Here is a 14,991-nt window from a genome sequence, read left to right on the forward strand (position 1 = left end):
AGGCCGACCTAGGCGCCGGCGCCCTGGGGGGGCAACGCCGAGATCACGGGGTGGTCCTTGGCGATGACGCCGACCTTGGCCGCGCCGCCGGGCGAACCGATCTCGTCGAAGAACTCGACGTTGGCCTTGTAGTACTCGGCCCACTTGTCGGGCAGGTCGTCTTCGTAGTAGATGGCCTCGACGGGGCACACCGGCTCGCACGCACCGCAGTCGACGCATTCGTCGGGGTGGATGTAGAGCGAGCGTTCGCCCTCGTAGATGCAGTCGACGGGGCACTCGTCGATGCAGGCACGGTCTTTGACATCGACACAGGGAAGTGCGATCACGTACGTCACGTCTGGGGGGTTCCCTTCGCGTCGGGCAGGGCGTCCAGCCTATCGTCTGCCGGCTGTGCCTCGACCGAGGAGGCACGGGTCGAGCCGCCGGGCGGCGTCGCGCCCCCGGCGACCGGGCCCCGCAACCGCGGCCACCCGAGCACCACGAGGCAGATCAGGAACACCCCGCCGAGCCAGACCAGGGCGGGCGTGTTGTCGGGCACGAGGATCGACCCGCCCGGACTCGCCTGCCACAGGACCACGAGCGCCCCGAGCAGCCCGACGGCGGCGGCGCCGGCCATGGCCCTGGAGCCGAAGACCGACCGGAGACCGGCGAGGAGCGTGAGGCTCATCAGCAGCGCGAGCACGAGCCCGGACCAGACCGGCGAGCCGGCGACGGTGATCGTCGACTGGTGCATCACGGTGCCGATGGTGCCGAACACGGCCCCGGCGGCGAGCGCCAACACGAGCGCGGCGACGCGGCCGCCCGTCGTCATCTGCGCCATCTCGGAGGCGCCCCCGTCGGCTGTCGGCTCGGGCACGAAGCGGAACGACTCGCGGACCGTCACGGGCTCGACGGCCCCGTGGGGGAAGCGGATGCCGGCTCGGCCGCCCGGGAGGTCGACCACCTCGACCTGGCTGCGGTGGTCGCGCAGCGCCGCAAGCTTGCGGGGTGCGACGTGCCGGGCGTCCATCGTGAGCACGGTGACGTCGGTGGCGAGGGCCTCGGCTTCGGCGCCCTCGGCCGACTCGGCGCCGGCCACGATCGCGAAGAACGGCACGCCGACGAGGCGCGCGGCGCGCACGGCGACCCGGTTGGCCCGGACGTGGTCGGGGTGGTGGTAGCCGCCGTCCTCGTCGTAGCTGATGATCGCGGTCGGGCGCACGGACTGCACGACGGCCGACAGGTCGCTCACGACCTCGCCGAACTCGGCGGCACAGAAGGCCGCGGGGTGCAGGTCGGGCGTCGGCCCGGCCACACCGTCGGACCGCCAGACCATGCCGCTGTCGCGGTAGGCCCGTTCGGGGAGGCCGGGCGTGCGGGCTCCGGGCGAACCGAGGAACCGGTGGTCGTCGACGCCGAGGTCGTGCATGGCGGCGGCGATCTCGCCCTCGCGGTGGACGGCAAGGGCGGCCTGGTCGTCTCGGAGGACGGCGAGGTCGTCGGGGATGACCTCGCCCAGTTCACCTCGGGTGCAGGTCACCACGGTGACGGCGGCACCGGCCTCGACCAGGGCGGCGATGGTGCCACCCGTGGTGATGGTCTCGTCGTCGGGATGGGCGTGGACGAAGAGCACGCGCTCGAGCCGCGGGTCGCCGGCGGTCGAGGGCGACGCGGGCGACGCGGGCGTCGGCGAGGCGGAGGAGTTCATCACTGGACAGGATATGCCGCCCCGCACTACTGTCGGTCTGGCTCAGGGTGCCCTAAGTGAGGTTAGCCTAACCATACCAGTCCGTTCGGTCCCCTTCCGGCCCGGCCCGGCCCGGCGTGGCCCACCGTGAGCCCGATCCCGCCCCTGCTCGACGACGAGCTCCACTCCCCTCCGAGAAAGCCGTCCCGTGCTCGCCAACTACCTCATCGGACTCCGAGAGGGCCTCGAGGCCGCTCTCGTGGTCGGCATCCTCATCGCCTACGTGGTCAAGATCGGCCGGCGCGACGTCCTCCCCCGCCTCTGGCTGGGTGTCGGCGCCGCGGTCGTCCTCTCCCTCGGACTCGGCGCCGTGCTGACCTTCGGCACCTACGGACTCACCTTCCAGGCCCAGGAGATCATCGGCGGCGGACTCTCGATCGTGGCCGTGGGCTTCGTCACCTGGATGGTGTTCTGGATGGCCCGGACCGCGCGCGGCCTGCGCGGCGAACTCGAGTCGGGCCTCGAGCGGGCGCTCGTCGGCGGTGCCGGGGCGATCGTCGCCCTGGCCTTCCTCTCGGTCGGACGCGAGGGCATCGAGACCGCCCTCTTCGTCTGGGCCACGGTGCAGTCGACCGGCGGCGGCGCGACGCCCCTGGTGGGCGCGCTGCTCGGCATCCTCACGGCGGTCGCGATCCAGGTGGCCATCTACCGCGGCGTGGTCCGCCTCGACGTCGCCCGGTTCTTCCGGGTGACCGGCTACTTCCTCGTCGTCGTCGCGGCGGGCGTCCTCGCCTACGGGGTGGGCGACCTGCAGGAGGCGTCCGTGCTGCCGGGCCGCGCCTCCCTGGCTTTCGACGTGAGCGCGGCCGTGCCGCCGACCAGCTGGTACGGCACCCTCCTGCAGGGGCTCGTCAACTTCACGCCGACGCCGAGCTGGCTGCAGGTGGTCGTCTGGCTCGCCTACCTCGCCGTCGTCGTCCCCTTCTTCGTACGCGCGACCCGCCGGCGTCGCCCCGGCACCCCGAGCACGTCCGGCTCGTCCACGACCCGCGGCACGTCCGCCTCCCCGACCACCCCGTCCCCCCGCACCGCAGGAGCGTCCCGATGACCGCCAGCCCCCTCCGCCCCCTCGCCGTCGCCTCGGCCGTCGCCGCGCTCGCACTGGCCCTGACCGGGTGCGTCGCGAACTCCCCCGCCGGCTCCTCCGCGGCCACCGCCGTGACCGTCGACGGCTCCGACGACACGTGCTCCCTCTCGACCACGTCGGTACCGAGCGGCCCCGTCACGTTCACCATGACGAACACCGGCAGCGACAACAGCGAGTTCGAGCTGCTCGCCGAGGACGGCCTCCGCATCATCAGCGAGAAGGAGAACATCGGCCCCGGCACCACGGGCTCGATGACGGTCTCGGTGCCGGCCGGCGACTACTTCACCGCCTGCGTCCCGGGGCTCGTCGGAGAAGGTGTGCGCGCCTCCTTCACGGTGACCGACTCGGGCGCGGCCGTCGAGGCCACGGGCAGCGAGAAGCAGCAGATCGACGCCGCGGCGACGGCCTACGTCGGCTACGTCAAGGACCAGACCGGGCAGCTCGTCACGGCCACCGACGAGTTCCTCGCCGCGTACACCGCCGGCGACGACGAGAAGGCGCGCTCGCTCTACCCCTCCGCGCGGGCGCACTACGAGCGCATCGAGCCCGTGGCCGAGTCCTTCGGCGACCTCGACCCCAAGATCGACTTCCGTGAGGCCGACGTCGAGCCCGGTACCGAGTGGACCGGCTGGCACCGCATCGAGAAGGACCTCTGGCAGCCTTCGGCGGCAGACGACGGAGGCGCGGCGTACGTCCCCCTGACGGCCGACGAACGCAGGCACTACGCCGACCTGCTGACGAGCGACACGAAGGACCTCTACGACGAGGTCACGGCGAGCGACTTCACGGTCGGGATCGACACGATCGCCAACGGCGCGGTCGGCCTGATGGACGAGGTGGCCACCGGCAAGATCACCGGCGAGGAGGAGATCTGGTCGCACACCGACCTCTACGACTTCCAGGGCAACCTCGAGGGCGCCCGGGTGGCGTTCGACGGAGTGCATGACATCGTCGACCAGAAGGACCCCGAGCTGGCGACCTCGATCGACGCGCAGCTGACGAAGGTCGAGACGCTGCTCGCGGGCTACGGCAGCCTCGACGCGGGCTACCCCTCGTACACCGACCTGACCGACGCCGACAAGAAGAAGCTGTCGGACGCCGTCAACGCGCTCAGCGAGCCGCTCAGCGAGCTGACCTCGGCACTGGTCGCCTGACGGTGACGGACGGAGGCGGCCTCTCGCGCCGCGGTCTGCTGGGGCTCGTCGGCACGGGCGTCGGAGCCGGCGTCCTGGGCCTCGGGGTCGGCATCGGCACCGACCGAGCCGTCCAGGCGCACGCCGACGGGTCGTCCGGCGCCTCGGCGTCGTACCCGTTCTTCGGTCGACACCAGTCGGGCATCGTCACCGCCGCGCAGGACCGCCTGCACTTCGCCTCGTTCGACGTCGCGGACGGCGTCTCCCGCGCCGACCTCGTCGAGCTGCTGAAGGACTGGAGCCACGCGGCGTCGAGACTCACGGCAGGCCTCGACGTCAGCCCGACGGGTGCCACGGGCGGCAGCCTCCTGGCACCGCCGGACGACACGGGCGAGGCCACGGGTCTGCCCGCCGCCGGACTCACGGTCACGATCGGCTTCGGGCCGACCCTGTTCACCACCGCCGACGGCACCGACCGCTTCGGACTCGCGTCGAAGCGGCCTCCGGCCCTGGTCGACCTGCCGCACTTCTCGGGCGACCAGCTCGTGACGGCCGCGAGCGGCGGCGACCTCTGCATCCAGGCGTGCAGCGACGACCCCCAGGTCGCGGTGCACGCGATCCGCAACCTCTCGCGGATCGCCTTCGGCCGCGCCTCCTTGCGGTGGTCCCAGCTGGGCTTCGGCCGCACCTCGTCGACGACCCGCGGCCAGACGACGCCCCGCAACCTCTTCGGCTTCAAGGACGGCACGGCCAACGTGAAGGCCGAGGACGTCGACGCGGTGGACGACGGCGTCTGGGCGACCGCGTCCGACGGCGCGGGGTGGATGGACGGCGGCTCGTACCTCGTCGCGCGGAAGATCCGCATGACGATCGAGACCTGGGACCACGCCTCTCTGGCCGAGCAGCAGACGGTCGTGGGCCGCGACAAGGGCGAGGGGGCCCCGCTCTCGGGCGGGACCGAGTTCACGGCACCCGACTTCGCCGCCGCCGCCTCGACCGGTGGCGGTCCGGCCATCGCCCCCGATTCGCACGTCGCCCTGGCGCACCCGCAGAACAACGACGGGGCCACGCTGCTGCGTCGGGGCTACAACTTCGTCGACGGCAACGACGAACTCGGCCGCCTGAACGCCGGGCTGTTCTTCATCGCGTTCAACCGTGACCCGCGGCGGCAGTACGTGCCGATCCAGCAGGCGCTTTCGCGGAACGACCGGATGAACGAGTACGTCAAGCACGTCGGGTCAGCGATCTACGCCGTGCCGCCGGGGGCGTCGCGGGACGGCTGGGTCGGCGAGACGCTCTTCGGCTGACGCGGCTCCCGACGACTCGGGACCCGCCGAGGCCGCGGGACTCACCGCAGGTCGTCAGACGGCCGTGACGACGTACGTGGCGATCGCCTGGCCCTCGCTGTCGGTCGAGACGGTGAGCACGACGCGGTACGCGGCGCCGGTGAAGGTGCCGAAGCCGCTCTCGGCGTCGGTGTCGACCCCCGAGGCCGTGTAGCCGGCGGCCTCGAGCTGCTGCTGGGCGACGGCGAACTGGTCGGCGCCCGAGACGGTGATCTGGGCGACCCATCCGGTGCCGTCGGGGCCTGCTCCCCCACCACGGGTCGTCCCCGGGACGAGCGGCACCTCGGCCGGGAAGCTCGCGGGCAGGGTGCCGTCGGTCGTGATGCCGGCACCGTTCAGCGCCTCGCCGGCGGCGTCCTCGACGGCCTTCTGCGCGGTGCCCTTGAGGTCTTCGATGCCGCTGTCGACCGCGCCGCCCACGATGTTGTCGACGGGCGAGCCCTCACCGCAGGCGGTGAGACCGGACGCGAGGCCGGCCGCCAGCGCGAGCGTGGCGGCGGAGCGGGCGAGGGTCGTCTTCTGGATCAGCACACCGCGAGGTTAACCGTGATCGCTGGGGGCGGGCGCAGAACGTGCCGACCATGCACGAAGGAGGCGGTCCGCGGTGACGCGGACCGCCTCCTCGGCGGGTGGTGCTGTGGTGCGGTGGTGCTTACGCGTTCTGCTTCTTGAGGCGAGCGGTGCTGCGTTGGCGGGCCGACGCGTCGAGCTCGACCTTGCGGATGCGAATGGCGTCGGGGGTGACCTCGACGCACTCGTCGTCACCGGCGAACTCGAGGGACTCTTCGAGCGACAGCACCTTGGAGGGCGTCATCGACTCGAAGTTGTCGGCCGTCGACTGACGCATGTTGGTCAGCTTCTTCTCTTTGGTGATGTTGACGTCCATGTCGTCGGCGCGCGAGTTCTCGCCCACGACCATGCCCTCGTAGACCTCTTCGGTCGGCTGCACGAAGAACGACATGCGCTCTTGCAGGTTGATGATCGCAAAGGGCGTGACGACGCCCGAGCGGTCGGCGATGATCGAGCCGTTGGTGCGGGTCGAGATCTCGCCGGCCCAGGGGCCGTAGCCGTGGCTGATGCCGTTGGCGATGCCGGTGCCGCGCGTGTCGGTGAGGAACTGCGTGCGGAAGCCGATCAGGCCGCGCGAGGGGACGATGAACTCCATGCGCACCCAGCCCGAGCCGTGGTTCGCCATGTTCTCCATGCGGCCCTTGCGGGCGGCCATCAGCTGCGTGATGGCTCCGAGGTACTCGTCGGGCACGTCGATCGTCATGTGCTCGAAGGGCTCCTGGAGCTTGCCGTTCTCGTCGCGACGGGTGACGACCTGGGGCTTGCCGACGGTGAGCTCGAAGCCTTCGCGGCGCATCTGCTCGACGAGGATGGCCAGGGCGAGCTCGCCACGACCCTGGACCTCCCACGCGTCGGGGCGTCCGATGTCGACGACCTTGAGGCTGACGTTACCGATCAGCTCGCGGTCGAGGCGGTCCTTGACCATGCGGGCGGTGAGCTTGTGGCCCTTGACCTTGCCGATGAGCGGCGAGGTGTTCGTGCCGATGGTCATCGAGATGGCGGGGTCGTCGACCGTGATGGTCGGCAGCGGGCGCACGTCGTCGGGGTCGGACAGCGTCTCGCCGATGGTGATGGTGTCGAAGCCGGCGACGGCGACGATGTCACCGGGGCCCGCGCTCTCGGCCGGGTAGCGGTCGAGAGCCTTGGTGATCAGCAGCTCGGTGATTCGGGCGTTGACGACCGAACCGTCGGCCTTGACCCAGGCCACGGTCTGGCCCTTCTTCAGCGTGCCGTGGAAGACGCGCAGCAGGGCGAGGCGACCGAGGAACGGCGAGGCGTCGAGGTTGGTGACGTGCGCCTGGAGGGGGTGCTCGTCGTCGTAGGTCGGCGCGGGCACGTGCGTGAGGATGGCGTCGAACAGCGGCTCGAGGTCGGCGTTGTCGGGCAGCGAGCCGTCGGCGGGCTTGTTGGTCGACGCGGCGCCGTTGCGGCCCGAGGCGTAGACCACGGGGACGTTGAGGATGGCGTCGAGGTCGAGGTCGTCGACTTCTTCGCTCAGGTCGCTCGCGAGGCCGAGGAGCAGGTCCTGCGACTCGGCGACGACCTCGTCGATGCGCGCGTCGGGGCGGTCGGTCTTGTTGACCAGCAGGATGACGGGCAGCTTGGCCGCGAGGGCCTTGCGCAGCACGAAGCGCGTCTGGGGCAGGGGGCCTTCGGACGCGTCGACGAGCAGCACGACGCCGTCGACCATGGACAGGCCGCGCTCGACCTCGCCACCGAAGTCGGCGTGGCCGGGGGTGTCGATCACGTTGATGGTGATCGGGCCGTCGGTCGCGTGCTCGCCGTTGTAGAGCACCGCGGTGTTCTTCGCGAGGATCGTGATGCCCTTTTCGCGCTCGAGCTCGTTCGAGTCCATCATGCGGTCTTCGGTGTCGAAGTGCGCGTCGAAGGAGTTGGTCTGCTTGAGCATGGCGTCGACGAGGGTCGTCTTGCCGTGGTCGACGTGGGCCACGATCGCCACGTTGCGCAGGTCGCTGCGGATGGCAGTCGCCATGGATGTGTTCCTTACGAGAAGAGAGAGGGGGAAGTGGTCGGGTCAGAGCCCGGCGAAGACAGTCTACGGCACATGGTAAAGAGGCCCCTCCGCCGAGGTTTCCCCGGAGGCGAGGGGGACGCTTCAGGTCCCCCACATGACCTCTTGTCACCTCTTCGCCCCGGTGGGAGCGTCGAGTTCTGGGCGAACCGCCCGCCGAACGGAGGACACCATGAAGAAGCGCATCGCATCCGTATTGTTGGGGGTCGGCCTGGTCGCCGGCGCCATCGCTGCTCCCGCGGCCGCCCAAGCGGCGGTCGCCAGCACCTCGCCCGGTTACTCGTCGTTGAACGCCTGCAACGCCGGGGCAAAGACGTACCGCCAGACCGGACTCACCATCACGTCGGCCTGCACGTACTACTCGGGCTCCAAGACCTGGAACTTCACCTACAGCGCCTGACGCCGACCGACATCCGCGACCGCGAAGGGCCCCGCCGGACGGCGGGGCCCTTCGTGGTCGCGGAACGGCTCAGCGGCCGAACTCGAAGTTCGCGCCGGGGATCGCTTCGAGCAGCTCGCGCGTGTACTGCTGGGCCGGGTTCGCGAAGATGTCGTCGGTCGTGCCCGCCTCGACGACGCGACCCTTCTGCATGACGCTCACGTTGTCCGCGATGAGGCGGACGACGGCGAGGTCGTGCGTGATGAAGAGGTAGGTCAGCCCGAGTTCGGTCTGCAGGTCGGTCAACAGGTCGAGGATCTGCCCCTGGACGAGGACGTCCAGGGCCGAGACCGCCTCGTCGAGGACGATGACGTCGGGCTTGAGCGCGAGGGCTCGGGCCACGGCGATGCGCTGACGCTGACCACCGGAGAGCTCGTTCGGGTACCGGTTGACCGTCGACGCGGGCAAGGACACCTGATCGAGCAACTCGCGGACGCGGGCCTGACGACTGGAGCGGTCGCCGATGCCGTGCGTGACGAGCGGCTCGGCGATCGTGTTGCCCACGCTGTACATCGGGTCGAGCGAACCGTAGGGGTCCTGGAAGACCGGCTGGACCCGACGACGGAAGTCGAAGAGGTCTCGGCCCTTCAGTGCTCCGACGCTCTGGCCGCCGACCGACACGGTGCCCGAGGTGATCGACTCGAGCTGGAGCACGAGCTTGGCGACGGTCGATTTGCCCGAGCCGGACTCACCCACGAGCGCCATCGTCGTGCCCCGCGGGATCGAGAACGACACGTCGTCGACGGCCCGCAGGTCGGTCGTCTTCAAGCCACCCTGGCGGATCTTGTAGACCTTCGACAGGTTCGTCACCGAGATGTACTCGGAGTCCTTCTTCCCGGCCTCCTCGCGCTGACGGGCGCGGGCGATGAGCTCGGCATCGTCGGCACCCTCGTCGGAGATCTCGAGCCCGTGGGAGTGCGTGGGCGCGATGCTCGACTGGATGCGCTGGCTGGCGAGCGACGGCGCGGCCGCGACCAGCCGCTGCGTGTACGGGTGCTGCGGGTTGGCGAGGATCTCTTTCGACGGTCCCGACTCGACGACGCGACCCTTGTACATCACGACGAGCTTCTCGGCGCGCTCGGCGGCGAGGCCGAGGTCGTGCGTGATGAAGAGCACCGAGGTGCCGTAGTCGCGGGTCAGGGTCTCGAGGTGGTCGAGGATGCGGCGCTGGACCGTGACGTCGAGAGCCGAGGTGGGCTCGTCGGCGATCAGGAGCTTGGGCCGCGACGACAGGCCGATGCCGATCAGCACACGCTGACGCATGCCGCCCGAGAACTGGTGCGGGAACTGCTTGAGGCGGTCGCCCGCGTCGTTGAGTCCGGCCTCTTTCAGGACGTCGACCGCGCGCTGGCGGACCGCGGTCTTGCCCGTCGCGACACCGTTCGCCCGGATCGCCTCCTCGACCTGGAAGCCGATGCTCCACACGGGGTTGAGGTTCGACATGGGGTCTTGCGGGACGTAGCCGATGTCACGACCGCGGATGGCCTGCATCTCGGCTGCGCTGACCTTCGTGAGGTCCTTGCCCTCGAAGAGGATCTGGCCGCCCGTGACCTCGCCGGTGCCGGGCAGGAGGTCGATGATCGACGTGGCAGTCGTCGACTTGCCCGAGCCGGACTCGCCCACGATCGCGAGACTCTCGCCCTGACGGATCGTGAGGTCGACCCCGCGCACGGCGTCGACGTACCCGGCCTGCGTCTTGAAGCCGATCTTCAGGCCCTTGATCTCGAGCAGGGGCGTCGACGACGAAGCGGTGCCTGCCGTCTCGGGGCGGGTGGAGGTGTCGGTCATCGACGTGCCCTCGCCTTCGGGTCGAGGGCGTCGCGCACGACGTCGCCCATGAGGAGGAACGACAGCACCGTCACGGACAGCGCCGCAGCGGGCCAGAAGAGGGGCATCGGCGCGACACGGAGCGAGTTGCGCGCCGCGTTGATGTCGTTGCCCCAGGACATGGTGCTCGGCGGCAGCCCGATGCCGAGGAACGACAGCGTCGCCTCGGCCACGATGAACGTGCCGAGCGAGACGGTCGCCACGACGATGACCGGGGTGATGGCGTTCGGCACGACGTGCCGGACCAGGATGCGGAAGCGGGACACCCCGAGCGCGGCCGAGGCCGTGACGTAGTCGGCGGCCCGGGCACTGAGAACCGAACCGCGCATGACGCGGGCGATCTGGGGCCAGGCGAAGACCGACAGCACGAGGGCCACGGTGAGGGGCGTCCGCGTCGGCAGGATCGACATCAGCACGATGGCACCGAGGACGGTGGGGATCGCGAAGAAGATGTCGCCGATGCGCGAGACGACCGCGTCGAGCCATCCACCGTAGAAGCCGGCCAGCGAACCGATCACGATGCCGACCACCGTGACGATGATCGTCGCGATCAGACCGACGGTGAGCGACGCACGGGTGCCCCAGACGATGCGGGCGAACACGTCGGTGCCTTGGAACGTGAAACCGAGCAGGTGGCCGGCCGACGGGCCCTCGTTGCTCCGGGGCAGGTCGGCAGCCGTCGGCGAGACGCTCGTGAACAGACCGGGGAAGAGCGCCACCACGATGACGACGACGATGAGGAACGCCGCGATCCAGAACGTCGGGCGACGCTTCATGGCGTCCCACGCGTCGTTCCAGCTGCTGCGGGGTTTCTCGGACTCGTCGATCGCGTCGACGGCCTTGACGGGCGTCTCGTCGAGATCGGCGACGAAGTGGTCGGCGGACAACGCCGACGAGTCGTTACTTGGCATAGCGGATCCTCGGGTCGAGAAGGGCGTACAGCAGGTCGACGAGGAGGTTGGCGATCATGAAGATGATCACCATCACGGCGACGAACGAGACGACGGTGGGGCCCTCGCCGAGCGTGATCGCCCGGTAGACGGTGCCGCCGACGCCCTGGATGTTGAAGATTCCCTCGGTCACGATGGCACCGACCATCAGCGAACCGATGTCGACGCCGAGGTAGGTGACCACGGGGACGAGCGAGTTGCGCAGGATGTGCACGGTGACGACGCGGCCACGGGTGAGCCCCTTGGCCGACGCGGTGCGCACGAAGTCGGCGCTCGAGTTCTCGGACACGGAGGCGCGGGTCAGCCGGACGATGTACGCGAACGACACCGAGGCGAGCACGATGGCCGGCAGCACGAGTTCGTCCCACGGCGCCTGCGAGCTGACCGTCGTGCGGAACAGGCCGAGCTGGATGCCGAAGACGTACTGCAGCAGGAAGCCGATGACGAACGTCGGCACCGAGATGAGCAGCAGGCTGACGACGAGGGCGCTCGTGTCGAAGAGCTTGCCCTTGCGGAGGCCCGCGATCAGACCGACGACGATGCCGGCGACGGCCTCGAAGAGCAGGGCGAGCATCGCGAGTCGGAAGGTGATGGGGAACGCGCGGATCAGCTCGTCGACGACGGGACGACCGGAGAAGGTCGTGCCGAGGTCGCCGGTGAACAGGCCGCCGATGTACAGCAGGTACTGCACGATGAACGGCTGGTCGAGGTTGTACTCGGCGCGGATGGCCTCGATGACGGCCGGCGACGGGGTCTTGTCACCGAACAGCGCTGCCACGGGGTCACCGGGCAGCGCAAAGACCATGAAGTAGATGAGGAACGTCGCCCCGAAGAAGACGGGGATCAGTTGGAGGAGCCGGCGTCCGGTGTACCAGAGCATCAGGCTTCCTCAGACGTCTGCGCGTGCATCGTTATCGCAATCGTGTGAAGGGAGGGGTGGGTGGGCCCGCCGAAGGGGCCCGGACAGTGCGAACACTGCCCGGACCCCGTCGAGCGTCGGTCGAGCGCGTGAGCGACGACCCTACTTGGTTACTTGGTGATGTTCTCGTAGATCGGCACGGAGTCCCAGCCGTACTCGACGTTGCTCACCGTGTCGGCCCAGACGCCGTTGACGTTCGCGTACCACAGCGGGATGATCGGCAGGTCCTTGAGCAGGACCTCCTGCGCCTTCTGGTACGAGGCGTTGGCGTCGTCGACGTCGCTCGCGGCGCTGCCCTCGGCGAGCAGCGAGTCGAACTCGGGGTTCGAGTACTTGCCGTCGTTCGAGCTGCCGTCGGTGGCCATCGTCGGGTACAGGAAGTTGTACAGCGACGGGTAGTCGGCCTGCCAGCCCGAACGGAAGGCACCGGTCATGGCGCCACCCGAGGCGTCGGTGCGGAACTCGGCGAAGGTCGGGTAGGGCTTGCCTTCGGCCTTGATGCCCAGCGTCTTCGAGATGTTCGCGGTGACCGCGTCCACCCACTCCTGGTGTCCACCGTCGGAGTTGTAGCCGATGGTGAACGTGGTGTCGCCGTAGGGCGAGATCGCGTCGGCCTGGTCCCAGAGGTCCTTGGCCTTGTCGGCGTCGAACGAGAGGACGCTCTCGCCCTCGAGCTTGTCGGTGTAACCGGGGATGACGGGCGAGGTGAAGTCCTTGGCCGGCGTCCGCGTGCCCTGGAAGATGACCTTCGTGACGTCGTCGCGGTTGATGGACATCGAGATGGCCTGACGACGCAGGTTGCCCTCTTCGTCGTCACCGAAGTGCGCGAGGTACTGCGGGATCGTCATGCCCTGGAACACCGCGGCGGGCTGGTTGACGTTCGTGTCGGGGAAGTCGCTCTGGTACGTCTGGAACGCCGCCGGGCCGATCTGGTCGAGCACGTCGAGGTTGCCACCCTGCACGTCGGCGTAGGCCGAGTCGAGCGAGGTGTAGAAGTTGATGTCGAGCCCGCCGTTCTTCGGCTTGCGGTTGCCGTCGTAGTCGGGGTTCGTCTTGAGCTTGATGCCCTGGTTGTGCGTCCAGGCGCCCTCACCGTCGAGCATGTAAGGGCCGTTGCCGACCGGGTTCTCACCGAACGCGGCGGGGTCGGCGTAGAACGACTCCGGCAGCGGCGAGTAGGCCGAGTAGCCGAGGCGCAGGGGGAAGTCGGCCTCGGGGGTGTTGAGCGTGACCGTGAACTCGGTCGGGCTCTCGACGGTGAGGTCGAGGTCGCTCTGCGCGGTGTCGCTGTAGCCCTTGAAGTTCTCGAAGAACGAGCTGCCGGACGAGTTCGCGACGTTGTCGAAGCTCGCCGCCCAGTTCCAGGCCTTCGTGAACGATTCGCTCGTGACGTCGGTGCCGTCGGTGAACTTCCAGCCGTCCTTGAGCGTGACGGTCCACACGGTGGCGTCGTCGCTCTCGATGCTCTCGGCGACCTCGTTCTTGGTGGTGCCGTCGGCGTTGTAGCTGACCAGACCGGCGAAGATCGAGGTGACGATGCGGCCACCACCGGTCTCGGTGGTGTTCGACGGGACGAGCGGGTTCTCGGGCTCGGTGCCGTTCGTCTTGATGATCGCGGAAGCGTCACCGGACGACGAGCTGTCGTCCCCGCTGCCGCTGGCGCAACCGGTGAGGACGAGTGCTGCCGTCCCCACGACGGCGACGGCCGACAGGCCCATGCGCGTCTTCTTCAATGTTCCTCCTGATGCGGGAAAGGACGCAGCACTGTGCCCAGGGGCCGTGCCGCGTTGGATGGTGTGAGCCTAGGCATCCCCTTCGGGCATCACCAAACCCCGACGACAACGGTTACACGACGGAAACCAACTCGCGGGATCGTTGCGTCGGCGCGCAGTTCGTTGCGCGTTGGGCCTGAAGTTCGCATGAATCGGCTGCGAGAAATCCGCCACCTGGCAGGTATTGTTCTCCGCCACCCCGGGAGCCGCGGGTCGGCCCCCTCACGCCGGTCCCGTACGATCACCCCGTGAACCGCCCCCACGACCCCGCCTCCCCCGCGACGCCGCCCGTGGCCCCCGCACCGTACCCGGCCCCGATGACGCGCGCGCGCCTCCGGGTCGAGATCGCGATCGTCCTCGGCCTCTCGCTCGGCGCGTCGGCGGTGTACTCGGTGCTCTCGATCGTGAACCGGCTCACCCAGCAGACCGCGCTCTCGCAGCAGACGGCCACGCTGAACTCGCCGCTGAGCAGCCGCGAGTTCTTCGACCTCGCGTACCAGGTGCTCGGCGTGGCGGTCGACCTCGTGCCGGTGCTGCTCGTGGCCTTCCTGCTGTGGCGCGAGGAGCGGCCCCACCTGGGCCGACTCGGCGTCGACTTCTCGCGCGCGGGCCGGGACACCCTCGGTGGCGTCGGCCTGGCCCTCGCGATTGGCATCCCCGGCATCGGCCTCTACCTCGTGGGCAAGGCCCTCGACCTCACCGTCACGGTGGTGCCGACGAACCTCGGCGAGCACTGGTGGACCGTCCCCGTGCTGCTGCTCTCGGCCCTGCGGGCCGGGGTGACCGAGGAGGTGATCGTCGTCGCGTACCTGTTCGCGCGCCTCCGCGACCTCGGCTGGCGGACGTGGCCGATCATCGTGACGGCGGCCCTGCTCCGGGGCAGCTACCACCTCTACCAAGGGTTCGGCGCATTCGTCGGCAACGTCGTCATGGGCGTCGCGTTCGGCTGGCTGTACGTGCGCTTCGGCCGGGTGCTGCCGCTCGTCGTCGCGCACGTCCTGATGGACGCGGCCGTCTTCGTGGGCTATCCCTGGGCCGCCACCACCTTCCCGACCCTCTTCGGACTTCCCTCCTGACGCCCCGGGCGGGCGCTCCGGACCGTCACGGCCGGAACTGGGTCTTGACACCCGTCCGGGGGGCGAGTCTGATGTACGCACGGGTCGCAGCGATCCGAGCCGGCCATACAGCGT

The 14,991-nt window shown here is 69.5% G+C and carries 13 protein-coding genes; 5 read left to right on the forward strand and 8 right to left on the reverse strand.

Translation table 11 applies throughout. The features are described from left to right. Window positions 1-8 precede the first annotated feature (8 nt). A complete protein-coding gene (fdxA, locus tag BIV04_RS13300) occupies window positions 9-335 on the reverse strand; it encodes a ferredoxin (RefSeq protein WP_043595461.1) in 327 nt (108 codons plus the stop codon). Further along, window positions 332-1,687 (reverse strand): PIG-L family deacetylase, encoded by a 1,356-nt coding sequence (locus BIV04_RS13305; protein ID WP_071256772.1) that lies wholly within the window; start codon window positions 1,685-1,687, stop codon window positions 332-334. Before BIV04_RS13305 ends, fdxA begins: the two co-directional genes overlap by 4 nt. 187 nt (window positions 1,688-1,874) lie before the next feature. On the opposite strand from BIV04_RS13305, the gene efeU reads away from it, so the two are divergent. The 3 genes from efeU to efeB are packed head-to-tail and all read left to right on the forward strand — an operon-like array spanning window position 1,875 to window position 5,253. Beyond that, window positions 1,875-2,774 (forward strand): iron uptake transporter permease EfeU, encoded by a 900-nt coding sequence (gene efeU, locus BIV04_RS13310; protein ID WP_071256773.1) that lies wholly within the window; start codon window positions 1,875-1,877, stop codon window positions 2,772-2,774. Continuing rightward, window positions 2,771-3,967, forward strand: coding sequence for an iron uptake system protein EfeO (efeO, locus tag BIV04_RS13315; RefSeq protein WP_071256775.1), 1,197 nt, complete (start codon window positions 2,771-2,773; stop codon window positions 3,965-3,967). The genes efeU and efeO overlap by 4 nt, the downstream gene beginning before the upstream one ends. Beyond that, window positions 3,964-5,253 carry an iron uptake transporter deferrochelatase/peroxidase subunit gene (gene efeB / locus BIV04_RS13320; protein WP_071256776.1) on the forward strand — a complete coding sequence of 430 codons (1,290 nt, stop codon included), beginning with the start codon at window positions 3,964-3,966 and terminating at the stop codon, window positions 5,251-5,253. Before efeO ends, efeB begins: the two co-directional genes overlap by 4 nt. Before the next feature lie 54 nt (window positions 5,254-5,307). On the opposite strand, the gene BIV04_RS13325 is transcribed toward efeB, so the two are convergent. Together BIV04_RS13325 and typA are read right to left on the reverse strand one after the other, a co-directional pair. After that, window positions 5,308-5,823: a hypothetical protein gene (locus BIV04_RS13325; protein ID WP_143048702.1), complete on the reverse strand. Its 516-nt coding sequence runs from the start codon at window positions 5,821-5,823 to the stop codon at window positions 5,308-5,310. Between the two features lie 121 nt (window positions 5,824-5,944). Further along, the gene (typA, locus tag BIV04_RS13330) at window positions 5,945-7,855 is read right to left on the reverse strand and encodes a translational GTPase TypA (RefSeq protein WP_055974054.1); all 1,911 of its coding nucleotides are present in this window, start codon (window positions 7,853-7,855) and stop codon (window positions 5,945-5,947) included. A gap of 211 nt (window positions 7,856-8,066) precedes the next feature. Here typA and BIV04_RS13335 point away from each other — a divergent pair, with 211 nt between their 5' ends. Then, window positions 8,067-8,294 (forward strand): hypothetical protein, encoded by a 228-nt coding sequence (locus BIV04_RS13335; RefSeq protein ID WP_143048703.1) that lies wholly within the window; start codon window positions 8,067-8,069, stop codon window positions 8,292-8,294. Window positions 8,295-8,363: 69 nt separating this feature from the next. On the opposite strand, the gene BIV04_RS13340 is transcribed toward BIV04_RS13335, so the two are convergent. The 4 genes from BIV04_RS13340 to BIV04_RS13355 form a co-directional block, all read right to left on the reverse strand. Next, the gene (locus BIV04_RS13340; RefSeq protein ID WP_071256780.1) at window positions 8,364-10,121 is read right to left on the reverse strand and encodes an ABC transporter ATP-binding protein; all 1,758 of its coding nucleotides are present in this window, start codon (window positions 10,119-10,121) and stop codon (window positions 8,364-8,366) included. Beyond that, a complete protein-coding gene (locus BIV04_RS13345; protein ID WP_043595470.1) occupies window positions 10,118-11,071 on the reverse strand; it encodes an ABC transporter permease in 954 nt (317 codons plus the stop codon). Before BIV04_RS13345 ends, BIV04_RS13340 begins: the two co-directional genes overlap by 4 nt. Next, window positions 11,061-11,990: an ABC transporter permease gene (locus tag BIV04_RS13350; protein ID WP_043595472.1), complete on the reverse strand. Its 930-nt coding sequence runs from the start codon at window positions 11,988-11,990 to the stop codon at window positions 11,061-11,063. Before BIV04_RS13350 ends, BIV04_RS13345 begins: the two co-directional genes overlap by 11 nt. Before the next feature lie 149 nt (window positions 11,991-12,139). Beyond that, window positions 12,140-13,762 carry an ABC transporter substrate-binding protein gene (locus BIV04_RS13355; protein ID WP_071256781.1) on the reverse strand — a complete coding sequence of 541 codons (1,623 nt, stop codon included), beginning with the start codon at window positions 13,760-13,762 and terminating at the stop codon, window positions 12,140-12,142. A gap of 356 nt (window positions 13,763-14,118) precedes the next feature. Here BIV04_RS13355 and BIV04_RS13360 point away from each other — a divergent pair, with 356 nt between their 5' ends. After that, entirely contained in the window at window positions 14,119-14,877 is a 759-nt protein-coding gene (locus tag BIV04_RS13360) for a CPBP family intramembrane glutamic endopeptidase (protein WP_055974064.1), read from the forward strand. Window positions 14,878-14,991: the final 114 nt, after the last annotated feature.

The organism is Frigoribacterium sp. MCBA15_019 (assembly GCF_001864945.1).
Lineage (GTDB): Bacteria > Actinomycetota > Actinomycetes > Actinomycetales > Microbacteriaceae > Frigoribacterium.

Coding starts and splice junctions, on each gene's coding strand:
- BIV04_RS13305 (WP_071256772.1), bottom strand. CDS start 1,687: ATGAACTCCTCCGCCTCGCCGACGCCCGCGTCGCCCGCGTCGCCCTCG.
- efeO (WP_071256775.1), top strand. CDS start 2,771: ATGACCGCCAGCCCCCTCCGCCCCCTCGCCGTCGCCTCGGCCGTCGCC.
- typA (WP_055974054.1), bottom strand. CDS start 7,855: ATGGCGACTGCCATCCGCAGCGACCTGCGCAACGTGGCGATCGTGGCC.
- BIV04_RS13335 (WP_143048703.1), top strand. CDS start 8,067: ATGAAGAAGCGCATCGCATCCGTATTGTTGGGGGTCGGCCTGGTCGCC.
- BIV04_RS13340 (WP_071256780.1), bottom strand. CDS start 10,121: ATGACCGACACCTCCACCCGCCCCGAGACGGCAGGCACCGCTTCGTCG.
- BIV04_RS13345 (WP_043595470.1), bottom strand. CDS start 11,071: ATGCCAAGTAACGACTCGTCGGCGTTGTCCGCCGACCACTTCGTCGCC.
- BIV04_RS13350 (WP_043595472.1), bottom strand. CDS start 11,990: ATGCTCTGGTACACCGGACGCCGGCTCCTCCAACTGATCCCCGTCTTC.
- BIV04_RS13360 (WP_055974064.1), top strand. CDS start 14,119: ATGACGCGCGCGCGCCTCCGGGTCGAGATCGCGATCGTCCTCGGCCTC.